This window comes from Pseudomonas sp. LBUM1679, assembly GCF_059695565.1.
Window position 1 is genome coordinate 5,009,573 of record NZ_CP166774.1, and the last position, 22,541, is coordinate 5,032,113.

At 61.2% G+C, this 22,541-nt stretch carries 20 protein-coding genes; 7 read left to right on the forward strand and 13 right to left on the reverse strand.

All coding sequences use genetic code 11. The features are described from left to right. Positions 1 to 39 precede the first annotated feature (39 nt). The 3 genes from ACA062_RS22815 to ACA062_RS22825 all read right to left on the reverse strand — a co-directional run bounded on the left by ACA062_RS22815 (position 40) and on the right by ACA062_RS22825 (position 6,151). Positions 40 to 3,714, reverse strand: a complete 3,675-nt coding sequence (locus tag ACA062_RS22815) for a translocation/assembly module TamB domain-containing protein (RefSeq protein ID WP_497453123.1) — start codon at positions 3,712 to 3,714, stop codon at positions 40 to 42. Further along, the gene (locus ACA062_RS22820) at positions 3,711 to 5,435 is read right to left on the reverse strand and encodes an autotransporter assembly complex protein TamA (protein WP_497453124.1); all 1,725 of its coding nucleotides are present in this window, start codon (positions 5,433 to 5,435) and stop codon (positions 3,711 to 3,713) included. The genes ACA062_RS22815 and ACA062_RS22820 overlap by 4 nt, the downstream gene beginning before the upstream one ends. Positions 5,436 to 5,500: 65 nt before the next feature. Next, complete coding sequence (locus ACA062_RS22825; protein ID WP_154977717.1) at positions 5,501 to 6,151, reverse strand: GNAT family N-acetyltransferase; 651 nt, start codon at positions 6,149 to 6,151, stop codon at positions 5,501 to 5,503. Positions 6,152 to 6,476: 325 nt separating this feature from the next. On the opposite strand from ACA062_RS22825, the gene xthA reads away from it, so the two are divergent. Continuing rightward, complete coding sequence (gene xthA, locus ACA062_RS22830; protein ID WP_497453125.1) at positions 6,477 to 7,289, forward strand: exodeoxyribonuclease III; 813 nt, start codon at positions 6,477 to 6,479, stop codon at positions 7,287 to 7,289. Positions 7,290 to 7,426: 137 nt separating this feature from the next. Then, complete coding sequence (locus ACA062_RS22835; RefSeq protein ID WP_128869566.1) at positions 7,427 to 7,867, forward strand: CBS domain-containing protein; 441 nt, start codon at positions 7,427 to 7,429, stop codon at positions 7,865 to 7,867. Between the two features lie 132 nt (positions 7,868 to 7,999). On the opposite strand, the gene ACA062_RS22840 is transcribed toward ACA062_RS22835, so the two are convergent. Continuing rightward, the gene (locus ACA062_RS22840; protein ID WP_497453126.1) at positions 8,000 to 8,623 is read right to left on the reverse strand and encodes a glutathione S-transferase; all 624 of its coding nucleotides are present in this window, start codon (positions 8,621 to 8,623) and stop codon (positions 8,000 to 8,002) included. Between the two features lie 361 nt (positions 8,624 to 8,984). Continuing rightward, a complete protein-coding gene (locus ACA062_RS22845) occupies positions 8,985 to 10,076 on the reverse strand; it encodes a DUF1615 domain-containing protein (RefSeq protein WP_497453127.1) in 1,092 nt (363 codons plus the stop codon). A gap of 193 nt (positions 10,077 to 10,269) precedes the next feature. Between ACA062_RS22845 and ACA062_RS22850 the strand changes: the two genes are divergently transcribed. Further along, positions 10,270 to 11,799 carry an FAD-dependent oxidoreductase gene (locus ACA062_RS22850; RefSeq protein ID WP_497453128.1) on the forward strand — a complete coding sequence of 510 codons (1,530 nt, stop codon included), beginning with the start codon at positions 10,270 to 10,272 and terminating at the stop codon, positions 11,797 to 11,799. A 129-nt stretch (positions 11,800 to 11,928) separates the two neighbouring features. On the opposite strand, the gene hemB is transcribed toward ACA062_RS22850, so the two are convergent. Beyond that, positions 11,929 to 12,903: a porphobilinogen synthase gene (gene hemB / locus ACA062_RS22855; protein ID WP_497453129.1), complete on the reverse strand. Its 975-nt coding sequence runs from the start codon at positions 12,901 to 12,903 to the stop codon at positions 11,929 to 11,931. A 244-nt stretch (positions 12,904 to 13,147) separates the two neighbouring features. Continuing rightward, positions 13,148 to 13,858 (reverse strand): glutathione binding-like protein, encoded by a 711-nt coding sequence (locus ACA062_RS22860; RefSeq protein WP_497453130.1) that lies wholly within the window; start codon positions 13,856 to 13,858, stop codon positions 13,148 to 13,150. Between the two features lie 357 nt (positions 13,859 to 14,215). Between ACA062_RS22860 and ACA062_RS22865 the strand changes: the two genes are divergently transcribed. Beyond that, on the forward strand, positions 14,216 to 14,887 hold the full coding sequence (locus ACA062_RS22865) for a histidine phosphatase family protein (protein WP_497457477.1): 672 nt from the start codon (positions 14,216 to 14,218) through the stop codon (positions 14,885 to 14,887). A gap of 161 nt (positions 14,888 to 15,048) precedes the next feature. On the opposite strand, the gene mnmH is transcribed toward ACA062_RS22865, so the two are convergent. Then, complete coding sequence (gene mnmH, locus ACA062_RS22870) at positions 15,049 to 16,152, reverse strand: tRNA 2-selenouridine(34) synthase MnmH (RefSeq protein WP_497453131.1); 1,104 nt, start codon at positions 16,150 to 16,152, stop codon at positions 15,049 to 15,051. Next, complete coding sequence (selD, locus tag ACA062_RS22875; protein WP_497453132.1) at positions 16,152 to 17,186, reverse strand: selenide, water dikinase SelD; 1,035 nt, start codon at positions 17,184 to 17,186, stop codon at positions 16,152 to 16,154. Before selD ends, mnmH begins: the two co-directional genes overlap by 1 nt. A gap of 354 nt (positions 17,187 to 17,540) precedes the next feature. Here selD and ACA062_RS22880 point away from each other — a divergent pair, with 354 nt between their 5' ends. Beyond that, positions 17,541 to 17,768, forward strand: coding sequence for a DUF6555 family protein (locus tag ACA062_RS22880; RefSeq protein ID WP_064678785.1), 228 nt, complete (start codon positions 17,541 to 17,543; stop codon positions 17,766 to 17,768). 64 nt (positions 17,769 to 17,832) lie between these two features. Next, positions 17,833 to 18,111, forward strand: a complete 279-nt coding sequence (locus ACA062_RS22885; protein ID WP_497453133.1) for a hypothetical protein — start codon at positions 17,833 to 17,835, stop codon at positions 18,109 to 18,111. Between the two features lie 22 nt (positions 18,112 to 18,133). On the opposite strand, the gene ACA062_RS22890 is transcribed toward ACA062_RS22885, so the two are convergent. From ACA062_RS22890 to ACA062_RS22900, 3 genes are all read right to left on the reverse strand, one after another. After that, complete coding sequence (locus ACA062_RS22890; RefSeq protein ID WP_497453134.1) at positions 18,134 to 18,301, reverse strand: metallothionein; 168 nt, start codon at positions 18,299 to 18,301, stop codon at positions 18,134 to 18,136. A gap of 103 nt (positions 18,302 to 18,404) precedes the next feature. Then, a complete protein-coding gene (locus ACA062_RS22895; RefSeq protein ID WP_497453135.1) occupies positions 18,405 to 18,857 on the reverse strand; it encodes a DMT family transporter in 453 nt (150 codons plus the stop codon). 2 nt (positions 18,858 to 18,859) lie between these two features. After that, a complete protein-coding gene (locus ACA062_RS22900; protein ID WP_497453136.1) occupies positions 18,860 to 19,354 on the reverse strand; it encodes a DMT family transporter in 495 nt (164 codons plus the stop codon). A 240-nt stretch (positions 19,355 to 19,594) separates the two neighbouring features. Here ACA062_RS22900 and ACA062_RS22905 point away from each other — a divergent pair, with 240 nt between their 5' ends. After that, positions 19,595 to 20,530 carry a LysR family transcriptional regulator gene (locus tag ACA062_RS22905; RefSeq protein ID WP_497453137.1) on the forward strand — a complete coding sequence of 312 codons (936 nt, stop codon included), beginning with the start codon at positions 19,595 to 19,597 and terminating at the stop codon, positions 20,528 to 20,530. 124 nt (positions 20,531 to 20,654) lie between these two features. Here ACA062_RS22905 and ACA062_RS22910 read toward each other — a convergent pair whose 3' ends face one another. Next, entirely contained in the window at positions 20,655 to 21,971 is a 1,317-nt protein-coding gene (locus ACA062_RS22910; protein ID WP_497453138.1) for a Na+/H+ antiporter family protein, read from the reverse strand. Positions 21,972 to 22,541 lie beyond the last annotated feature (570 nt).

Below are 22,541 nucleotides of genomic sequence, written 5' to 3' on the forward strand. Positions count from 1 at the left end.
CGCGATGGGGGCGACTCAATTTCCGGAAGGGAACGGGGCTTAGAAATCCCGCTTGTAGAAGATATCCAGCGAACTGGCCACACCACCCGCGGCCTCAAGGTAGACCTTCTTGCTCAGCTTGTAGCGCAAGGCGATGGTGTTGGCCGGCTCAAACACGCCAACCCCGTAACGCAGGCTGAGTTTCTCGGAGATATTGCCGCTGGCCACCACACTGGTTTCGTTGCCGCTGCCTTCGGTATCGAGCTGGAAGTCCTGAATACCCAGGCTCTTGGCCAAGCCGCTGGTCACCCCCGAACTGCCCATCAGGCCCAGCCCGAGGGCGGCCTGGGCGAGCATGTTGTTGTCTTCACCGGTGGTACTGATCGGACGGCCCAGCACCAGATAGGACAGCGCCTGTTCCTGGCTCATGGCCGGCTCGGAGAAGATTTGCGTGGTCGGCTGCTCGGCGCTGCCGCTCAGGCGAATCCCGGCGATCACGTCATCGGTCTGGCGAATCGCTTCGATGTCCAGGTAGGGCTGGTCGATCGGACCGGCAAACAGCAAACGTGCCCGGCGCACCGTCAGCCGCTGGCCGTAGGCACGGTAACGCCCGTCGTTGAGCCAGAGCTCGCCGCGGGTGTCCATGTTGTCGCCGATGTGCACATGCCCTTGCAGGTTGGCAGTCAGGCCAAACCCGGCAAAGCTGAGTTTTTCTTCGCCGACCACCACATCGATGTCCATCGCCATGGCCATCGGCGGTTTGCCCTCTTCGGTCTGCCGGCCGATGATCACCGTGTCATCGGAGACCTTGACCGTGGACGGCGGCAACTCGCGCACGGTGATTTCCCCCTTGGGCACCCGCACTTTGCCGGCAACCGACAGTTTGTCGTCCTTCATCGAGATCTTCAGGTGCGGCGCCATTTCCAGCTTGGCATACGGCTCGACGGTCACCGGCAACTGCGAGCCCTTGAGCACCAGGTCCACCACCAGCGCCTGGCCCCAGGCGATGTCGCCATTCAAGCTGCCCTGCCCGGTCTTGCCGCTTTTCCAGCCGCCCTCCAATTGCACGGTTTCGCCGGCAATCACCGCCCGCAACTGCAAGGCTTCAAGCTCCATCGGCAGTTCAGCCCCGGAAATCTCACCGTCACTGAGCAGCACATTGCCGTTGACCTGAGGGGCCAGCAGTGCACCGGAAATCGTGCCGCTGCCATTCAAGCGCCCGGTCATTTTCTCGACCATGGGCACAAATGGCCGCGCCACGGACAGGTCCAGCCCGGTCAAACGGAAAGAGCCGGTCAGCGGCTTGTCCTTGGGCAACGGATTGATCTGTGTCTGCACCATCAGTTCGCCGAGCTTGCCGCCCACGAAGTTGAGGTCGGTGTCGATGCGCTTGGGCGTGAGTTTGCTGGTCAGTTTCAGGGTCTGGTACGGGAAGTCCAGCCACTGGTCTTTCTCGCGCACGCGCAGGGTGCCACCGCTGGCATCGATGCTGATCTGACCGTTCGGGCCGCTGGCGGGCATGTCCAGTTGCAGGTCAGCATTGAGCCGGCCCTTCCAGGCGAAATCCTTGGGCAACCACTGCGCCAGGCTGTCGATCGGGAACTGCTTGAGGTGATAACGCAGCTTCGGTTCCGGCATCAGGCGCTGGTCTTCACCACACAGGCTGGCCGGGCCGGACATCCAGCAATGGGCGCCGAAGTTGACCTTGCCGTCCGCCAGCCGTTCGAGCTTCGCCGGGCCTTGCAACTTCCAGTCCTGGCCTCCGGCCTGGATATCGCCGCTGGCCAGACGTCCGCGCCAGTTGCCTTGGTCCAGCGCACCGTCAAAACCCAGCGCCAGTTTCAGCTTGGATCCTTGCAGGTCGAGGGTCAGCTTCTGCTGCTTGATATCGCCCTGGCCGCTGGCGGTCAAGGTCCCCAGCGAGGTGTCGCCGGCCTGGATGCCACTGCCCTTGAGATCGATTTTCGCCCGTTGCGCGCTGTCGAGCGTCGCGTCCAGGTTCAGGCTTTGCAGACGATTGTCTTCGAACGCCAGTTGCGTACCCTGCAGCCCGAGTTTGCCTTGCGGCGCCTTGAGCGTGCCGGCGACATCGACCCGACCGTTGAGCTGACCGCGCAGTTGCGGCCAGAGCTGCGCCAGGCGCGTCAGCTTGATGTCGATCTGGCCGCTCAGTTTCTGTTGCAGGCTGCCCTTGCCATTGATGCTGTTGTCGCCCAGGCGAATCTGCAGGGCGCTGAGGTTCCATTGCTCGCCGCCGCCGTCGGCCTTGGCCTGGATCTCTGCCGGTTGCCCACGCAGCTTGCCTTTCAGGTCCAGGTCGGCGTTGAGGCTGAGTTTTTCATTCTTCAGCTCGCCTTTGCTGCGTAACGGTCCGGCCAGGGTGCCCGGCAACTCCGCGACCCAGTACGCTGGATTGATCGCCGACAGGTCCAGTGCGGTGTCCCAGGCAATGCCATCGGCAAATTGCAGGTTCAGGTGGCCCTGGGCCTTGCCCTGCCCGGCTTCAAGCTGGATTTGTTGCAGGTAGATTTTAGTCAGGTCGCCGGCGAACGGGCTGTTCAGGCTGAACGCTCCGGCCGGGCCATCCAGCGCCGCCTTGAAGTTGCCGAGGTACTTGCCGTCGGTGTAGGAGACTTCACCGTTGAAACTGCGCAACGCCACTTCCGGTTCGTCGATCAGCGGATAGAGGCGGTGCCAGGGGAAATCCAGCCAATCGATTTTCGCCTCGGCGCTCAGGCCTTTGCTCCAGTCCAGGTGCCCGGTGAGCTTGAGGCTTTGCTTGTCGTTGGCCGTCAGGTCCAGCCCGGCGATCTGCGCGCCGTTGGCGTCGACCTTGCCTTGCAGCAACAACGCGACCGGGCCTTGCTCGGCGGGCAGCGTGGCCTTGCCGAGCAGTTGGTAACCGTTTTTCAGGTCGCCGTCGCCGGTGAGCTCCAGCTGATTGAGTTGCAGGGTGTCCGGCAGGTCGGCGCTGGCCTTGAAGCCATCGGCGGTGATGCGCACCTTGGCCGGCAGGTTTGCCACCAGTGGTTGCAATTCACCCGTCAGTTGGCCGTTCAGATAGCCGCTGCTGTCGGCTTTCAGGTTCAGGGTTTTCAGCAGGTCGCCGTCGACCTTCAGCGCCAGTGCCCACGGCTCGGTGCCCGGCGCCGGCAGGGTCAGCTTGCCTTCGGCCTTGAGCGGCCAGTTGCCGCTGGGTTGCAGCAGGCCGGACAGGTGCAGGCTCAACTCGTCACGCTGCAACTGTACTGAATCGATCTGCAAGCCTTTTGCGGTCCAGTGCGCCGCCAGTTGCAGGCCCTTGAGCTCTTCGCTGCCGTTGAACACAAGGCTGCCAACCTTGATGTCGCCCAACTCTATCGCCAGGGGCAATTGCACATCCGGCAGGGTGATCGGCCCGCTGCTCTCCTCTTCCGTGCCCGGCGGGAATTGCAAGCTGACCTGGTCGGCCTGCAATTGCTCGATGCACAGGGTCATGCGCGTCAGGCACAGCGGCGACCAGGCGAAAATCACTTTGCTCAGCTCGACCCGGCTGCTGTCCTGCTGCCACAGCAGATGATCGGCGCTCCATTGCCCGCCCAGGCGGCCCTGGAAATTCTCCACGGTCAGCCCCGGCACAAACCCGAGCGCCCAGCGACTGCCGGTCACCGTGCCCAACACCGTGGCCAGCGTCAGGACGACCAGCATCAACAGCGCCAGTATCGCCAGCAGCGTTATTTTCAAACCACGCTTCACAGCTCAGGCCCCATGGAAAAGTGCAGTCGAAAGCCGCCGTCGTCTACGGCATGGGCCAGGTCGAGGCGGATCGGCCCCACCGGCGACACCCAGCGCACGCCGATCCCGACGCCGGTCTTGAGGTTCGGCAATTCAAGTGTATTAAAGGAGTTGCCCTGGTCGATGAAGGTCGCCACCCGCCATTTTTCGGCGACGGAATACTGATACTCGACGCTGCCGGCCACCATGTAACGACCACCGATGCGGTCGCCGTTGGAGTTTTCCGGGGACAGGCTCTGATAATCGTAACCGCGCACGCTCTGATCGCCACCGGCGAAGAACCGCAACGACGGCGGTACCGATTTGTAGCCGTTGGTCGCACTGCCGCCGACCTGTACCCGACCGAGCAAACGGTGTTTGTCGAAGACAGTGGTCAAGCCCTTCACCAACGCCGTGCCATAGAGCAGATTGTTATCGGACCCCAGACCTTCCTTGGCGACCTTGGTTTCAAAGGCCAGGCGATAACCATTGTGCGGGTCGATACGGTTGTCGCTTTTGAGATAGGAATAACTGACGCCGGGCATGAGCAAGGTGCTGAGCCCCGAGTCATCGCCCAGTCGGTACTCTTCCCGTTGCCATTTGAGCGACACCACCCGTTGCCAGCCGCTGGGCAACTTGCTGTGCCACTCGGGACCGAGGGTCAACAGCTTGCTCAGGCTGTCCTTATCGGCGATTTCTTCATACTGATAGCCGCCGGCGAAGCGCAGCTTGTCGGTCAGTGGCGGGTCCAGCGGAATGTCGTAGAACAGCCCGACGTTTTGCCGTGGCGCCGAGACTTCGGTTTCCCAGCCGTAGCTGTGCCCCTGGGGGTTGACCCAATGCCGGGTCCAGTTGGCCTTGACCCGCGGGCCGACGTCGGTGGAGTAGCCCACGCCCAGGCCCATGGTCCGCGGCTTGCGGGTGTCGAGCTTGACGTCCACCGGGATCACATTGGCCTTGGACGCGGTCGGTGCCGCATCGACCCGCACCCCCTCGAAATAGCCACTCGATTGCAGCGCCTGGTTGAGTTCGGCGATCAGTTCGGAGTCATAGGGTGCGCCCGCCTTGAACGGCACCATGCGTTGCAACAAGTCTTCGTCGAAGGGGGTGTCGCCTTCGAAGCTGACTTTGCCCAGGGAGTAGCGTGGGCCGCTGTTGTAGACCAATTCGATGTCGGCGACGCCGGCTCGCGGGTCTACCGCCAGTTTCTGGCTGGTAAAGCGTCCGCTGAAAAAACCGTAGCGCGAGGCCTGATTCTGGATCAGGCGCTTGGCGTCTTCGTAATGCCCGTGGTTGAGCACCGCGCCGGTTTTCAGCGTAGCGCTTTTGGGCACACGAAAGGATTTAAGGGACGCGGCCGGACCCTCAACGCGAATAGTGACGTTGCGCAAATGCACCGGCTCGCCGGGATCGATGTTGAGCACCAGGCGCGGCGTCTTGCCGCCCTTCACGTCGCTGTCGATCTGCGGCTGGTAATAGCCCAGGGCCTGGGCGGCCTTGCGCGCCTGCTCCTCGGCGCCACGACTGTAGCGCAGCAAGGCTTCCTCGTCGCGATCGCCGAGGCTGCCGATATAGCCCTCTATATTGGCTTTGAGTTCATCGTTGGACGGTTTGATCCGCACATCCAATTCACTTTGCGCCAGCGCCGCGCAGCTGGTGATCAGCATCAGCACGCCGCTGGTAAATCTTCCTGAAAACTTCATAGGCGCGGATGCTATCACGAGCTTGGGAGCGTGATAGAGCCTCGCTATGAAAGAAAGTTCTACCTTTATGCCGTTGCTGTTTGTAACACCTGAGGATTGGCGTGGAAAAACACGTGTTCGCGGATCGGTCCTACGGCCACCTCGCCGATTTCCTCATAGCCCTGACGCTTATAGAACTCCAGATAACGAGGATTCCCGGTATCGAGGACAACACCCTGAGAGTGTTCATCCACCGCGCACCAGTTATGCACGGCTTGCAGCAGCTGTTCGCCGAAGTGCTTGCCCTGAAATTGTGGATGAATCCCCAGCAACGGCAGCAGGTGCACCGAGTCGGACGGCACGCACGCCATCACCGCATCGTGATATTCGAGGTAGCGGCGGGTGCAGCGAAAGCCGGTGCTGAGCACCATGCGCAGGCGCCAGGCCCAGCTTTCGGTGATGCCCAGGCGCCGTTGCGGCGGCGCGATCAGGGCGATGCCGATCAACCGGTCGTTGACCAGCAGGCCGATGGCCGGCAAGTCCTGCAGAAAATGTTGCTTGACCAGTTCGCGCACGGTGGCGCGGACCCGTTGTTCGTAACCGGGGCGTTCCGCTTCGAACAGGTAACCGAAGGTCGGTTCGTGCCGATAAGCCTGGTACAACAAGGATCGGGCTTCGCGGGAATAGCCGCTGTCGAGCATGTGGATATCGGCGATGGCGGTCGAGGTTTCGGGCATAACGGCTGATCTCTCCGGGGGCACAGCTCAAATGACTGCGCTCTTATGGGTACGAGCCTTTGGTTGCCGACACAGTTCCCCAGACAGGTATAGACCAAGTCCAGATATTCATCGACTGGGCTGGCCTCTTCGCGGGCAAGCCCGCTCCCACAGTGTCCGTGTCGTACACAAAACCTGTGGATGCCACCGATCCTGTGGGAGCGGGCTTGCCCGCGAAGGGGCCGGCAAAGCCAACACATGTCTGACAGATGTAATTCCCTCGCCCCAACACTGGCCCCATTCCAACAGGTCAGCTAGCATCGCCCTTTTGCCAGGACTGCCGACCATGAAGATCGTCTCCTTCAACATCAACGGGCTGCGCGCTCGCCCGCATCAGCTGGCGGCGCTGATCGAGAAGCACCAGCCTGACGTGATCGGGCTGCAGGAAACCAAGGTCCACGACGAACAATTCCCCCTGGCCGAGGTTCAGGCCCTTGGCTATCACGTGTATTACCATGGGCAAAAGGGCCACTACGGTGTCGCCCTGCTCTCGCGCAAAGAACCGCTGGCACTGCACAAGGGCTTTGCCACCGATGACGAAGACGCTCAGCGCCGCTTCATCTGGGGCACGTTCGCCGACGCCAATGGCGTGCCGGTGACCATCATGAACGGTTATTTCCCCCAGGGCGAAAGCCGCGACCACCCGACCAAGTTTCCGGCCAAGGAGCGTTTCTACGGCGACTTGCAGCAATTGCTGGAAAGTCAGTTCAGCAACGATCAGCCGCTGGTGGTGATGGGCGATGTGAACATTTCGCCGGAAGACTGCGACATCGGCATCGGTGCGGACAATATGAAACGCTGGCTGAAAACCGGCAAATGCAGCTTCCTGCCCGAAGAACGCGAGTGGATGGCGCGCTTGAAGAACTGGGGCCTGGTGGACAGCTTCCGTCACCTGAACCCGGACGTCGCCGACCGCTTCAGCTGGTTCGACTACCGTAGCCGCGGCTTCGAGGATGAGCCCAAGCGCGGGCTGCGGATCGACTTGATCATGGCGTCCCACGGCTTGTTGCCGCGGGTGAAGGATGCGGGCGTGGATTATGAATTGCGCGGGATGGAAAAACCCTCGGACCATGCCCCGATCTGGCTAGAGCTGAGCTAAAAGCAAAGATCGCCGCCTGCGGCGCAAGAAAAACCGCCGAATGGCGTTTTTTGCGTGTTATCTGCCGCTTTCTGCCTTGCTCTGCGCGCCCGGGTCTACGATTCTTCAAGGACAACGACAACACCTGAGAAACCGTCATGAAAACCGTCGCCCAACTGCTCAAGTTAAAGGCCCAGCAAAATCAGGAAGTCCATACCATTGCGCCTCATCAAATGGTGCTGGAAGCGCTGATGGTCATGGCCGCGAAAAACGTCGGTGCATTGCCGGTCGTGAAGAATGGCGAGGTCATCGGCATCATCAGCGAGCGTGACTATGCGCGTAAACTGGTGCTCAAGGGCCGTTCGTCCGTCGGTACGCCGGTCGAGGACATCATGGTGTCGCCGGTCATCACCGTAGACACCCATCAGACAGTGGAAACCTGCATGGGCATCATGTCCGACAAACGCCTGCGGCACCTGCCGGTGGTGGAAGGCGGTGTGCTGATCGGCTTGCTGTCGATCGGCGACCTGGTCAAGGAAGCCATCGCCGAACAGGCCGAGCTGATTCGGCAGCTGGAGCAGTATATTCGCGGGGAATAACTAACTGACACCGCATAACCCTTGTAGGAGCGAGGCTTGCCCGCGAAGGCGAACTGACATTCAACATCGATGTCGACTGACCTGGCCTCTTTCGCGGGCAAGCCTCGCTCCTACAGGGGAATTGTGGTGTTCTCAGGACGGCCAATGCCGGGCGAAGACCGGCGCCAGCGTCGGGTGCCGGTCGATTCGTTCCAGCCACGCAAAAAATCCCGGCCGGGCACTGCGCAAATGCTCACGACTGCCCGCCCACCGCGTCACCACCGCTGCCAGCAGGTCCAGGGCTCTCGGGGTTTCATCGCCCAGGTACAACTCGCCCGAGAATTGATCGGCAAACACCTCCCAGCTCCAATGCAGGCGCTTGCGAGTGCCGGCCATGAGGTTGTGCCTGGACGCGTCATCCGCCTGGGCCAACCAACGTTCGGGGTAATCGATGATGCCGATGGCCGCGTAGCAATTGCTGACGATGTATGCCAGGCCGCGGATGGCCTGATCGCGCTCCGCGGCCTTTTCCGGCAGCAGCTTCGACTGGGGAAAGGTGAGCCCCAGGTGAATCAGGATCGCCGCACTCTCGGTGAGAATGCTGCCGTCGGGCAGTTGCAAGGTCGGAATCTGCTTCAGCGGGTTGAGTTTCTCCAGCGCCATGGCGTCCTGCGGGGACGACTCGACATCGATGAAGCGGTAAGGGATCTCGCAAAGCTCGAGTGCTGCTTCGATCGCCGCGGCGCCGGAGTTCTGGTGTCCGTAGAGCTGGTACATGGTGCGGCTCCCCCTGGCGAGACAGGAATATAGTCAGTAGAGGCGCGCTCACCCGCCCTCGTTCCACTGCATCGAGCGAACAATGCCCGCTCTCAGTGTAGAAGTGCCCCGGGATACCGGCAATAATCCGGGACTCATGCGGTGCCCGCCCCCCTGTAGGAGCTGGCTTGCCAGCGAAGACGGCCTCGAGCCCTGCACCGCCCATGCAGACGCCTTCGCCAGCAAGCCGGCTCCTACAGGGGTTTGGCGTCGACCACAATCCATCGGTACGCAGGTGATCCCTGTAGGAGCTGGCTTGCCAGCGAATGCGGCCTAAAGCCTTGCACCGCCCATGCAGACGCCTTCGCCAGCAAGCCGGCTCCTACCTGGCCCGCGCCATGCACCGCTGATAACGCTCATCGACCCGTTTGGCGAACCAGGCCGTAGTGAGTTTGCGAGTGATCTTCGGGCTCTGCAGCACGATCCCCGGCAACACCGCCCGTGGCAATGAACGCCCCTCGGCCTGCTCGGCCAGCTCGAAAACTCGCTGATAGAGCTCGCTGTCCTCGAACTCGAGGCTTTTGCCCTCCTCCAGCTGATCACGGATGGTCGGATTGCGCATGCCCAGTTGCTTGCCGAGGGTGCGCACCGCCAACTCCGTGGTGCCGGGCATGATCGAATCGTAGCGGACCAGATCGCCATCCAACGCCAGCGGGATGCCCGTGGCACGACTCACCGCGTTCTGAAACGCGGCATTACGGCTGGCGTACCAACCGGCATTGAAATCGGCAAAGCGGTACAGCGGCTGCTTATAGCTCACCGGATAACCGAGCAAGTGCGCGATGCCAAAATACAGGCCACCGCGACGGCTGAACACTTCCCGACGAATCGTGCCTTGCACCGGGTACGGATAATCCCGAGCCTGCTCCTCGGCGAAATCGATGCTGACCTGCATCGGCCCGCCGGTGTGCACCGGGTTGAAACCGCCGAACAACGTGCGGCCCATGGGCACCATGCCGATGAAATCATCGAAGATCGCGCTGAGCTCTTTTTCGCTGCGGGCGGCTTGCAGGCGGTCGCTGTAGCTTTTGCCGTTGCTGGAGCTCACCTGCAGCGCACCGCTGACCAGCAGACCGGGGATGTGGGCCTTGGCGGCGCGGCGGTCGATTTCGTCGCGGGCGATCTTGCCCAGGCCCGGCACCGGAGGGTCCACCTGAAAGGTCGACTCCTGCTCGGTGACCGCCAGTACCGAACACAGGTTTTGCGTGGAGGGGTAGATGTTCTGGGCGGCAAACGCTGCATGGATATCGGTGGCCCAGCCTTCGCGGTCGACGGTCTTGGCCGGCAGCAGCCGCACGATCTCGGCCCTGACCTCGGCGGGCTTGCGCGCCGGTGGCTCCTGGATGCGTTGAGTGCCGCAACCGGCCAGGACCAGCAGCGCGGCGACACCCATGATTAATCGATTGGCTTGCATGATGCTCCATCAAATCCGTTGAGCCGGGTTAACCATACGATCAATGGCATGGCGCAGGCTATGACTGCCCGGACGACGCACTGTTCCTTCTGTTGACACACCTCTGTGGCGAGGCCGTTTCCATTGGGCAGTCAGCCTGACCGCAGGTCCGGACTGAACCATACTTGCTCCACACATCGAGGAGCACAGGCCCATGAACCGTAGCGACGTACTGATCATCGGTGCCGGCCCGACCGGACTGGTACTGGCGCTGTGGCTGAGCAAACTGGGGATTCGCGTGCGGATTATCGACAAGTCGTCGAGCCCCGGCACCACCTCGCGGGCGCTGGCGGTGCAGGCGCGGACGCTGGAGCTGTATCGTCAGCTCGACCTCAGCCAGGCCGTGGTGCAGAACGGTCATCGCGTCGCTGCGGCGAACTTCTGGGTCAAGGGCGAAGCCGTGGCGCGCTTGCCTCTGAGCACGATTGGCGAGGGTCTGACACCCTACGCATTTCTCGAAATATACCCCCAGGACGAGCATGAACGGCTGCTGATAGAACGCCTGGAAGCCTTTGGTATCAGGGTCGAACGCACTACCGAGCTGGAGGGTTTCGAGGAAACCGGCGACGGCATCACCGCCCGCCTGCGCTTGCCCGATGGCCAGCTGGAAATCTGCCAGACCTGCTATCTGGCCGGTTGCGACGGTGCCCGGTCGATCGTGCGCAAAACCCTGGACACCGGATTCCCCGGCGGCACTTATCAGCAGATTTTCTACGTGGCCGACGTGAAAGGCAGTGGGCCGACGTTCAATGGCGAATTGCACGTGGATCTCGATGAAGCGGATTTTCTCGCGGTGTTTCCGTTGGCCGGCGAGGGTCGGGCACGGCTGATTGGTACGGTGCGCGATGAACGCGCCGAGCGCGCCGAAACCCTGCGTTTTGAAGACGTCAGCAGCCGGGCCATCGAGCACATGAAGGTACAGATCGATCAGCTGAACTGGTTCTCGACCTATCGCGTGCACCATCGGGTGGCGAATCACTTCCGCACCGGGCGCGCGTTTCTGTTGGGTGATGCGGCCCACGTCCACAGCCCCGCCGGCGGCCAAGGCATGAATACCGGGATTGGCGATGCGATCAATCTGGCCTGGAAACTCGCAGCGGTATTGAGCGGTGGTGCCCAGGCCCGACTGCTCGACACCTACGAACCCGAGCGCATCTCGTTTGCCCGCAAACTGGTGGCCACCACCGACCGGGTGTTCAGTTTCGTCACCGCCGAAGGACGCCTGGCCGACTTGCTGCGCACGCGGGTGGCGCCGTTTCTGATCCCCAAGGTGGCATCACTGGAAACAAGCCGCGAGTTTCTCTTTCGCACGGTGTCGCAAATCACCCTCGATTATCGCGGGATGCCGCTGAGCAAAGGCGTTGCCGGGCATGTTCATGGCGGCGACCGGTTACCCTGGGCCCACGACGGTGAGGGGGACAATTTCGAATCGCTGAAGTGCCTGACCTGGCAGGTGCATGTGTATGGCGACACCAGCGATGAAATGATTGCCTGGTGCAACGAACATCATCTGCCGTTGCACGTGTTTGGCTGGCGTCCGGCGTTTGAAGCGGCGGGCCTGGGGCGTAGCGGGTTTTATCTGTTGCGGCCGGATACTTATGTGGCGATAGCCGAGACCTGCTCTGATCCGAAGGTGATCGAGCGGTATTTCCGGGATCATGGGATCAGACCGTTTTTTGCCTGAACCCAAGGTCAACACATCCCCCTGTGGGAGCGGGCTTGCCCGCGATGAGGCCGGATCATCCAACATCTATGTTGAATGACCCACCGCCATCGCGGGCAAGCCCGCTCCCACAGGGGTTTGTGGTGGTTTTTAGATCCCGGCCAATGCCAGGTCCATTGCGAAGTAAGTGAAGATCAGATCCGCCCCCGCCCGCTTGATCGCCCCAAGGCTTTCACGCACCACCCGATCCTCATCGATCGCCCCGGCCTGTACGCCGAACTTGATCATCGCGTACTCGCCGCTCACCTGATAGGCCGACAGTGGCAGGCGCGACACTTCGCGGATGTCGCGGATGATGTCCAGGTACGCGCCGGCCGGTTTGACCATCAACGCATCGGCACCTTCCTGCTCGTCCATCAACGATTCGCGCACGGCTTCGCGGCGGTTCATCGGGTTCATCTGATAGCTTTTGCGATCGCCCTTGAGCGCACTGCCACCCGCCTCGCGGAACGGTCCATAAAGCGCCGAAGCGAACTTGGTGGAATAGGCCATGATCGCGACCTGGCTGAAACCCGCCTCATCCAGCGCCCGGCGAATGGCCCGGACCTGCCCGTCCATGGCGGCTGACGGGGCAATCACATCGGCCCCGGCCCGGGCGGCGGCCACGGCTTGTTTGCCGAGATTGACCAGGGTCTGGTCGTTGTCGACTTCGTGGTTGTGCAGCACACCGCAATGACCGTGGTCGGTGTACTCGCAAAAGCAGGTGTCGGACATCAGGATCATTTCCGGCACCGCATCCTTGGCAATGCGCGCCATGCGCGATACCAGGCCGTTTTCGCTCCAGGTGTCGCTGCCGCTGGCATCCAGGTGATGGGACACGCCGAAGGTCATCACCGACTTGATCCCGGCCCGGGCATAGCGCTCGATCTCGCCGGCCAGTCTGGATTCCGGAATACGCATCACCCCGGGCATGCTTTTGATCGGCACGAAGTCATCGATTTCTTCCTCGACGAAAATCGGCAACACCAGGTCGTTCAAGCTGAATTCGGTTTCCTGGAACAGGCTGCGCAGGCTCGCATTGCGGCGCAGACGGCGTGGACGTGCTTCGGGGAACTGACTGGACATGGGGGTTCCTGAAAAAAAACGGCGGGTGAGACAAAAGTCGTAGGGGGCGAAAGCTTAAGCCCTGCAAGGCGCAGCGCACAAACGTCGAACGTTCAAGACTGCGTTACGGGAACGGCAACAATCATCTGCACAATCACAAAACCCTGTGGGAGCGGGCTTGCCCGCGATGGCGGCCGTCCAGTCAACAGGGATGTTGAATGTGCCGGCCTCTTCGCGGGCAAGCCCGCTCCTACAGGATCCGGGGTCAATTTGAGATCGGTTTGGGGATTTCCAGCCCGCGTATCACCGCCGGCCGTGCCAGGAAACGCTCCAGCACTCGCGTGACGTTGGCGAAGCCCTTGATGCCCACCAGATCCCCGGCCTCATAGAAGCCGATCAGGTTGCGCACCCAGGGGAACGTCGCAATGTCAGCGATGGTGTAGCGTTCGCCCATGATCCAGTCGCGTCCTTGCAGACGTTCGTCGAGCACCCTGAGCAGGCGTTTGCTTTCTTCAACGTAGCGGTCCCGTGGTCGCTTGTCCTCGTAGTCCTTGCCGGCGAATCTGTTGAAAAAGCCAAGCTGGCCGAACATCGGTCCGATACCACCCATCTGAAACATCAGCCACTGGATCGTCTCATAACGAGCGGCCGACTCCTGGGCCAGCAATTGCCCGCTCTTGTCGGCGAGGTAGATCAAAATCGCCCCGGACTCGAACAGCGGCAGCGGCTGGTCGCCCGGTCCATGGGGATCGAGAATGGCGGGAATCTTGTTGTTGGGGTTCAGGGACAGAAATTCGGCGGACAGCTGATCGTTGGTATCGAAGCCCACCCGATGCGCCTCGTAGGGCAGTCCGATCTCTTCGAGCATGATCGAGACCTTGACGCCATTGGGGGTCGGCAAGGAGTACAGCTGAATCCACTCGGGGTATTGGGCCGGCCATTTGCGGGTGATCGGGAACGCGGACAGATCGGTCATGGGGGGAGAATCCACGGCAAAATTGAGACCGTTGATCATAATGCAGGGGCTGGAGAAGGCTACGATCTTTTGGTGTTATCGATATTGCTGATGAGCAAGATCAACAGATCGCCGCGTTCGCCGCCGCCATCACCTGTACCCTGTCCATAAATCCGCAACATCCTGTTGATAACCTTTGCCAAAATCCGCTCAAGGTTGCCGCTAAAGTGCTGCGCTCGTTCGGATCGAACCAAATGGGCCCGGGAGACTCCAATGGACCTTCCCCCATGACATGGAAAAACACCCGCAGCCGGGCTGCTCGCGGTGTAGAGGTTTGTCAGCCTTAACCGAATGCGCCGAAGATCACCTATCCACATGATGAACCCTTTGAAATTCGCCAAACGTTTTAAACATCGCGCGTACATTTTCCTGCCCTCCCTGCTGGCAGTGAGCGCGCTGTTCCTGTCGCTCGAATCCAGCGAAAGCCGCGCCCAACCGGCGGATGGCACCCAGACGCTGGTATTTTTGCGCCACGCGGAAAAACCCGCCGGCGGCCTGGGCCAGCTCAATTGCCAGGGCTTGAACCGCGCCATCGATCTGGCCACCTTGCTGCCGGAAAAATTCGGCAAGGCCAATTACGTGTTTGCCGCCAACCCGACGCGCAATGTCGAGGAAGGCGAGCTGGACAATTCCTACAGCTACATCCGCCCCTTGATGACCATCAGCCCCAGCGCCATCAAGCTCGGTTTGCCGGTGAACATCAATTTTTCAGCCAACGACACCAGCGACCTGGCCGATGAACTGCTGCACGACAAGTACCACAACTCGGTCATCTACACCGCCTGGTCCCACGGTTACCTGCCGGAGCTGATCAACAAGGTCGCTGGCGAAGCCGTCGGCAAGAAACAGAACATCACCGATGACTGGGAGTCCAGCGACTACGACACGTTGTACGTGCTCACGCTGACCTGGCACAACGGCAAGGCCAGTGTGGTGAGCCACAGCTACAAGCAAGGGCTGGATAATGGTCGGGAGACCTGTCCGACCTGAGCTGTAATCGGGGCGGTGCTATCAGTTTTGTAGCGCCCATGCCGGCCCCATCGCGGGCAAGCCCGCTCCCACAAGGGGCAGCGCCGATCACAAAACAGTGTTCCACCACAGGCCACTGTGGGAGCGGGCTTGCCCGCGATGGGGCCGGCACAGTTACTACATCACCCCCGGCGATTGCCCCGTTCCCGAAGATATTCAAAGACTGCAGTCCGCTCCCCCGCAAACTCGATCCGCGCGCCCTTCTTCTCCCGCTGAAACGCATACATCGGGTCGTAATATTCGCTCAACAACCCTTCGATCCAGCCCCGGTGCAAATCCACCGCCCCACTGTTCGCCTGCTCCGCCAGGGCATCTTCCATCAAGATCAGCATCCGCCGGTGGCGCTCGCCGCCCAGACGCTTCTGCACATTATTCAGGCTCGCCAGCAATCGCTCGGAAAACAGCCCGAAACCTTCATCGCCATGCACGCCCATGAACTCGGCGCACAAATCCACCACGTAGTCGCGCAGGATCCGCTCCACCCGCCCTTCCAGGCTGTCTTCCAGCCACACCATCGAAAACTGCTGCATGCCCTGATACAGCGGTAACGGCAGCGCGCAACTGCCAATCGCGCGGCTCTCGTCTTCCAGCACGAACTGCTCGATGCCACGGGCACGCTTCTTCAGCACGTCCACGGCGAGGCGGTTTTCAAAGTCGATGTTGGAAGGTTGACCGGTGGCGCGCTTGCCGAAGCTGGAGCCGCGGTGATTGGCGTGACCTTCAAGGTCCAGCCCGTTGTTCAATTGCGTGAGCACCTCGGTCTTGCCGGTGCCGGTCATGCCGCCCAGCAGGACGAAATCGCACTGGGCAATGGCTTGATCGACCGTGTCCAACAGGAACGTGCGCATCGCCTTGTAGCCGCCACCGACCCGCGGATAGTCGATCCCCGCCTCGTCCTTGAGCCATTGCTGGACAATCTGCGAGCGCAAGCCGCCGCGGAAACAGTACAGATAGCCCTCGGGATGCGCCCGGGCAAAATCGGCCCAGGCCTGAATGCGTTCGGCCTTGATGTCGCCGGATACCAATTGATGCCCCAACGTAATGGCGGCCTGCTGACCGTGCTGCTTGTAGCAGGTCCCGATCCGCTGCCGCTCGTGGTCATTCATCAGCGGCAGGTTGACCACGCCGGGGAATGAACCCTTGAGGAATTCGACCGGCGCACGGGCATCCATCATCGGCCGGTCATTGAGAAAGATGTCGCGGTAATCTGTGCAGTCGAGTGACATCAAAACACCTCGACCGCGTTAGTCTGTCGCTCGATCAATTCGCCGATCGGCTCAAGATTCAGGCCCAGCCCGGCGGCCACTTCGAGAAATTGTGCGTTACCTTCAGGGGTGACTGCGATCAGCAGGCCGCCGCTGGTCTGCGGGTCGCAGAGCACGCGTTTGTGCAGTTCCTGCAAGCGTCCGAGCTTACTGGCGTAGCTGTCGAAGTTGCGCAAGGTGCCACCGGGCACGCAGCCCTGTTCAAGGTAGTACTCGACACCCGGCAAGCGCGGTACACGGTCGTATTCGATGCGTGCGGTCAGCTGGCTGCCATCGGCCATTTCCACCAGATGTCCCAACAGGCCAAAACCGGTGACGTCGGTCATCGCGGTCACGCCATCGAGCTTGCCGAATCGGCTGCCGGGCTTGTTCAGGGTGCACATCCAATCACGCGCCAGGCCGACGTCTTCGTGGCGCAACTTGCCCTTTTTCTCCGCGGTGGTGAGGATGCCGATGCCCAGGGGCTTGGTCAGGTAGAGCAGGCAACCGGCGGTGGCGGTGTCGTTGCGCTTCATGTGGCGCTTTTGCACCAGCCCGGTCACGGCCAGGCCGAAGATCGGCTCCGGCGCGTCGATGGAATGCCCGCCGGCCAACGGGATCCCCGCCTCATCGCACACCGAACGTCCACCGCGAATCACTTCCCGGGCAATCTCCGGCGCCAGCACATTGACCGGCCAGCCGAGGATGGCGATGGCCATCAGCGGATCGCCGCCCATGGCGTAGATATCGCTGATGGCATTGGTCGCGGCGATGCGGCCGAAATCGAACGGATCGTCGACGATCGGCATGAAGAAGTCGGTGGTCGACACCACGCCGCGCTCCTCGTCGATGGCATACACCGCCGCGTCATCGCGTGAGGCGTTGCCGACCCAGAGTTTCGGATCAAGGTTCTGCGCCCCGCTGCCGGCCAGGATCACCTCCAGCACCTGGGGAGAAATCTTGCAGCCACAGCCTGCGCCATGGCTGTATTGGGTCAGACGGATCGGCTCGCTCATGGGGGAAACACCTTGTGAAGTCATAACCCAAGAGTCTACAACAACCCCGATTCGTAGGAGCTGCCGCAGGCTGCGATCTTTTGATCTGGATCCTGGGCGACTTCAACCTGCTGAAAAGCAAAACAACAAGATCAAAAGATCGCAGCCTGCGGCAGCTCCTACAAGGATCGCGGTGGACCAGGGTGACGGTCGCCGCCGGCAAGGGCCATGGGCCGCAATCATCGGTTTTTTTGGGCTTTGCAGGGTCAAGGGCCGTAGCACTTGTCACCAGCGGCGACAGCCGTCCGCCAATCCGAATGAATTTTCCGCCACCCCGACGATCCCTGTATTACCACAGGGAGGAATACGGGCTATATGAACAATGCAAAACTTTTCGTCATTGAATACACCCTTCATGGCGCTCCCAAGTCTTTCATTATCCGCCTGGAAAAAATGGATAACGCGGAGGCCTGGCATTGGGCGAGCTGCGACGCTGGCGTGGGTCGGATCCCGCGCTTCGGCCGGGAAAAGGTGCAAAAGACCAGCAAGCCGATGGCGGAGAAATTCGGCGTGGAGAACGTCAAGTGGCGGCCGGCGAATTGACCGGTCGCGCCCCGCTTTGGACATTGAGAGGGGACATTGGGAGGGGACATTGGGAGGAAAGCGCATGACCACCACACCACTCACCAGCAAGGCCCACATCGACTACGGCCTCGATACGCCGTTCGGGCGGGTCACTAAAAGCGCCGAATGTCTGGTCGGGCTGGAACAAGTCGAAAATGATCCGACATGCTTTGCGTTACGCGTTCAACCACCCTTGCCCGAGGATCTGGAAAAGGCAAAAACGCTGGTGGTAAGGGTTGCAGGACGACGTTTCAATGGTGTCGTCCGCCATACCGAGCGACTGGACGATGAAAGCCTGAAACTGGAAGTGGAGCCCGACTAGGCTCCACCTTTGCCGGGATGAGCTATTTGCCGTGGGCACACTTGCAGCCTTTACTGGCGCATTCTTCGCCGTGTTCATGGTGCTTGGCGCAGGCTTCGCAGCAGTAGTGCTTGCCGTGGCGTGCGATCGGATGTTCGCCTAGCTTGCAGGAACATTTGGGGCAGTCGCAGACGCTTTCACTGTCGATCATGAGTCTGACTCCATGGGTAGGGTTGTCCGGCGCTGGACTGCGCACCGTAATACCAGTGTAGGAGCTGCCGCAGGCTGCGGCAGCTCCTACACAGGAATCAGCGTCATGCCTGCCGGGTGTTGCTGCGGTACATGAACAGCAAGGCCAGGGCGAGAAGCACCATCGCCAACACCCGACTGCCGGACAGCTCGATCTGCGGGTTGCCCAGCCAGCCGAAGTGATCGATCAACATCCCCATGCCCAGTTGCCCGACGATCACGGCGACCGTTGCCACCGCCGTGCCCACCCGGGGTACAGCGCCGACCATCACCATCATGTACACCACGCCGAACAGCGCCCCGCCGAGCTGCCACTTCGGCACGTCCAGCAGGCTCATGGCATGGGCCGGTTCGAAAAACAGGATCAACAACCCGGTGAGCACGGCGCCCACCACGAACGTCAGCAAACTGCTGCGCAATACGCCGACCGTTTCGCCCAGTCGCCCGTTGATCGCCGCCTGGACACTCAATACCGCACCGGCGGCCACGACCACCACCAACAATATAATCAGATTCATCATCAACCCCGAGCGATCAGAACAAGTGCCGCGACAATCAGCAGCAAGGCCAGCCAACGTTCACCGTTGACCTTCTTGCGGGTGGCGCCGAACCAGCCGAAGTGGTCGATCAACACGCTTTTGCCGACCTGACCGGAGAGGATCGCGATCATGGTCATGGCGATGCCAATGTGCGGTGTGGCCAGGGTCAGCACCACCACGTACATCGGCCCGAGGAAACCGCCGAGCAACTGCCAGCGCGGCAACTCTCCAAAGGCCGGCCCCTGTTGCGGGCCGCTGAGCAGCAACAGGAAAAACAGAATCGCCGAGCCGACGCCGAAGATGCTCAAGGTTGCCCACAGGTGACCGACCTGAACCCCAAGCGGCCCGAGCAAGCCGGCCTCCACGGAAAGGCCCATGCCGGCGAGGATGACCAGGGGCAGCAGCAATAGCCGCAACCCGGGTTTGGTGGTTGGCGTTACGACAACGTCAACGTTGTCGATTGAAGAAGATTGCATCGGGAGTTCCTGTGTAGTCGATCAAAGCGCGAACCCCCCCTGTAGGAGCTGGCTTGCCAGCGAAAGCGGTGTATCAGTCAATAAAATATTGCCTGGAAGATCGCCTTCGCTGGCAAGCCAGCTCCTACAGGGGGTTCGTGTTCTCAGTGGAATAGGCGCGCATTATCGATTGGCAAAGCTTTGCGATAAATGGGAGCATCCCGACAACACTTTTGCGTAAAGCGCACAGCAGGATTGATCATGCACGGCCTCAACGAACTGGGATTCAAGGCACTTCGATTGTTTGTAGCCGTTCTCGACCACGGCAGCTTTTCCGAAGTGGCTCGCCGTGAGGGCCTGGCACCCTCTTCGATTTCACGGCAGATCCAATTGATGGAGCAGGCGCTGAGCCAGCAACTGCTCTACCGCCACACCCGCGCCGTATCGCCCACTGAAGCCGGACGGATGCTCGGCCATCACGCGCGCCTGATGCTGGTGCAACTGGAAGAAGCCGAACAAGCCTTGCAGGAACAGCAAAGCGAACCCAGCGGACGGGTGCGGATCAATGCGCCGGTGGTGTTTGGTCAACGGCATTTGACGCCGTGGCTAGGACAACTCTGTGAGCGCTACCCGAAACTGCAACTGGATATCCAGCAGACCGACAGCTACATCGACCCCTTGCAGGAAGGCGCCGATCTGTTGTTTCGCATCGGCCCGCTGCACGATTCGAGCATGCAGGCGCGCGTCCTGGCGCCCCAGCGTTTTCAGGTGGCGGCGAGCCCGGCCTACCTGAAACGGCACGGCACACCGCAGCATCCCGACGAGCTCGCGGCGCATCAGTGCCTCGCCTACAAGGGCGTGGCCGGTCAGCAGCGCTGGTTTTTTCGCCAGGGTCAGCAGGACTGGACGCCTTACTCGGTCAAGGGGCCGCTAACCGGTAACCATGCCGACACCCTGACCCAGGCCGCCGAACAGGGGCTGGGGCTGGTGATGTTTCCGTCCTGGCTGATTGGCGAAGCGGTGCGCAACGGCACGCTGGTGCCGGTGTTGAAGGAATATGAGGTGTCCAACAGCCTCGAACCGCAACAGATCGCCGCGCTCTGGCCGGGCAGTCGACGGTTGTCGGTGAAGGTCAGGACGGTGATCGATTTTTTTGTCGAGTGTTTTGGTGCGGTGCCGTATTGGGACAGGCCGTAAAACCAGTCAACACCGCAATCCCTGTAGGAGCGGGCTTGCCCGCGATGAGGCCTTCATATCCAACATTGATGGTGGCTGACACTCCGCCATCGCGAGCAAGCTCGCTCCCACAGGTATGATGTGGTTACAAGACCATCGCGGCCACCCAGCCAAACGCCAGCAGCGGCAGGTTGTAGTGCAGGAAAGTCGGGACCACGGTGTCCCAGATGTGGTGATGCTGGCCATCGATGTTCAGGCCGGAGGTCGGGCCCAGGGTCGAGTCCGAGGCGGGCGAACCGGCGTCACCCAGGGCGCCGGCCGTACCGACGATGCTGACGATCGCCAGCGGGCTGAAGCCCAGTTGCACGCACAGCGGCACGAAAATCACCGCCAGGATCGGGACGGTGGAAAACGACGAGCCGATGCCCATGGTCACCAACAGGCCCACCAGCAACATCAGCAACGCGCCGATGGCCTTGCTGTGGCCGATCCACGAGGCCGAGGTTTCGACCAGCGTCTGCACCTGCCCGGTGGCTTTGATCACTTCGCCAAAACCGGAAGCGGCGATCATGATGAAGCCGATCATCGCCATCATCTTCATGCCTTCGGTGAACAGGTCGTCGGTGTCGCGCCATTTGACGATGCCCGACACCGAGAAAATCAGAAACCCCACCAGCGCGCCGATGATCATCGAGTCCAGCAGCAGCTGAACGATGAACGCCGCGGCGATGGCCAGCCCGGCCACCATCAGGCTCAGCGGGTTGTACTGCACCGCGACCTGCTCGACCTGTTCGATTTTTTCCAGGTCGTAGACCCGCTTCTTGCGGTAGCTGATAAATGCAGCGCCAAGGCCAAACAACATGCCCAACGCCGGAATGCCCATGGCATGGGTGACGTTGATGCCACTGATATCGACGCCGCTGCGGGCAACGTTGGCCAGCAGGATTTCATTCAGGAAGATGTTGCCGAAGCCCACGGGCAGGAACATGTACGGCGTGATCAGGCCAAAGGTAATGACACAGGCGATCAACCGCCGGTCCAGTTGCAGCTTGGTCAGCACGTATAACAGTGGCGGCACCAGCAGCGGAATGAAGGCGATATGTATCGGCAAGATATTCTGGGAGGCGATGGCCACCACCCACAGCAAGCCGATCAGCAGCCACTTGACCTGTCCGCCACCGCTGGCGTGCTGGCGATCGACCATCGCCAGGGCCTTGTCGGCCAGGGCATGGGCCAGGCCGGACTTGGCAATGGCCACCGCGAACGCACCCAGCAAGGCGTAGGACAAAGCGACCGTTGCCCCGCCGCCGAGGCCGCTGTTGAACGCCTTGAGCGTCGCGTCGATGCCCAGGCCACCGGTCAGGCCACCGACCAGCGCGCCGACGATCAACGCGATCACCACATGCACGCGGGACAGGCTGAGTACCAGCATGACGCCGACCGCGGCAATTACTGCATTCATTATCAAGACCTCAAGACAAACGGAATGAGTCCGGCCGGCAGTCTGCATGAGCCGCCAGCGGATTGAAGAGTGGGTTTTATTAGAGGGCGCGCACTGTGCCGGACCGTCGCGGCCTTGTCAAAGCCAATACCCTGCAGGCAGACAGCGGGCAGAACGACGACGTGCCCCCCTGTAGGAGCTGGCTTGCCAGCGAAGGCGTCGGATCAGTCGACATCAATGTTGAATGTGCTGGCCCCTTCGCTGGCAAGCCAGCTCCTACAGGGGGTCTGTGCACGCATCAAACTCAGCCCGTCTCTTATTCGCTAGACGGCATAAAGAAAGCCGAAACCCTGCCGCTACAGTGCCGAGTCTCAGATAATTATCGAATAAAGGACGTCTCCATGCCGCTCAGACAACTTTCCATTCAATGGAAGATCACCCTGCTCGCCGGGCTGTGCCTGGCCGGTATCGTGACCCTGCTGGTGGGTCTTTCGCTGTATCGCATGGAGCACAGCGCCGCGCTGGTGAAAGCCTCGAGCATGGAGATGCTCACCGAAGCCGCCCAGGCCCGGATCGAATCCCAGGGTGAAA

Bases quoted from the DNA above. Each gene is read 5' to 3' on its own strand.
- ACA062_RS22820 (WP_497453124.1), bottom strand. From the start codon at position 5,435: ATGAAGTTTTCAGGAAGATTTACCAGCGGCGTGCTGATGCTGATCACC.
- ACA062_RS22825 (WP_154977717.1), bottom strand. From the start codon at position 6,151: ATGCCCGAAACCTCGACCGCCATCGCCGATATCCACATGCTCGACAGC.
- xthA (WP_497453125.1), top strand. From the start codon at position 6,477: ATGAAGATCGTCTCCTTCAACATCAACGGGCTGCGCGCTCGCCCGCAT.
- ACA062_RS22835 (WP_128869566.1), top strand. From the start codon at position 7,427: ATGAAAACCGTCGCCCAACTGCTCAAGTTAAAGGCCCAGCAAAATCAG.
- ACA062_RS22840 (WP_497453126.1), bottom strand. From the start codon at position 8,623: ATGTACCAGCTCTACGGACACCAGAACTCCGGCGCCGCGGCGATCGAA.
- ACA062_RS22845 (WP_497453127.1), bottom strand. From the start codon at position 10,076: ATGCAAGCCAATCGATTAATCATGGGTGTCGCCGCGCTGCTGGTCCTG.
- ACA062_RS22850 (WP_497453128.1), top strand. From the start codon at position 10,270: ATGAACCGTAGCGACGTACTGATCATCGGTGCCGGCCCGACCGGACTG.
- hemB (WP_497453129.1), bottom strand. From the start codon at position 12,903: ATGTCCAGTCAGTTCCCCGAAGCACGTCCACGCCGTCTGCGCCGCAAT.
- ACA062_RS22860 (WP_497453130.1), bottom strand. From the start codon at position 13,858: ATGACCGATCTGTCCGCGTTCCCGATCACCCGCAAATGGCCGGCCCAA.
- ACA062_RS22865 (WP_497457477.1), top strand. From the start codon at position 14,216: ATGAACCCTTTGAAATTCGCCAAACGTTTTAAACATCGCGCGTACATT.
- mnmH (WP_497453131.1), bottom strand. From the start codon at position 16,152: ATGTCACTCGACTGCACAGATTACCGCGACATCTTTCTCAATGACCGG.
- selD (WP_497453132.1), bottom strand. From the start codon at position 17,186: ATGAGCGAGCCGATCCGTCTGACCCAATACAGCCATGGCGCAGGCTGT.
- ACA062_RS22880 (WP_064678785.1), top strand. From the start codon at position 17,541: ATGAACAATGCAAAACTTTTCGTCATTGAATACACCCTTCATGGCGCT.
- ACA062_RS22885 (WP_497453133.1), top strand. From the start codon at position 17,833: ATGACCACCACACCACTCACCAGCAAGGCCCACATCGACTACGGCCTC.
- ACA062_RS22890 (WP_497453134.1), bottom strand. From the start codon at position 18,301: ATGATCGACAGTGAAAGCGTCTGCGACTGCCCCAAATGTTCCTGCAAG.
- ACA062_RS22895 (WP_497453135.1), bottom strand. From the start codon at position 18,857: ATGAATCTGATTATATTGTTGGTGGTGGTCGTGGCCGCCGGTGCGGTA.
- ACA062_RS22900 (WP_497453136.1), bottom strand. From the start codon at position 19,354: ATGCAATCTTCTTCAATCGACAACGTTGACGTTGTCGTAACGCCAACC.
- ACA062_RS22905 (WP_497453137.1), top strand. From the start codon at position 19,595: ATGCACGGCCTCAACGAACTGGGATTCAAGGCACTTCGATTGTTTGTA.
- ACA062_RS22910 (WP_497453138.1), bottom strand. From the start codon at position 21,971: ATGAATGCAGTAATTGCCGCGGTCGGCGTCATGCTGGTACTCAGCCTG.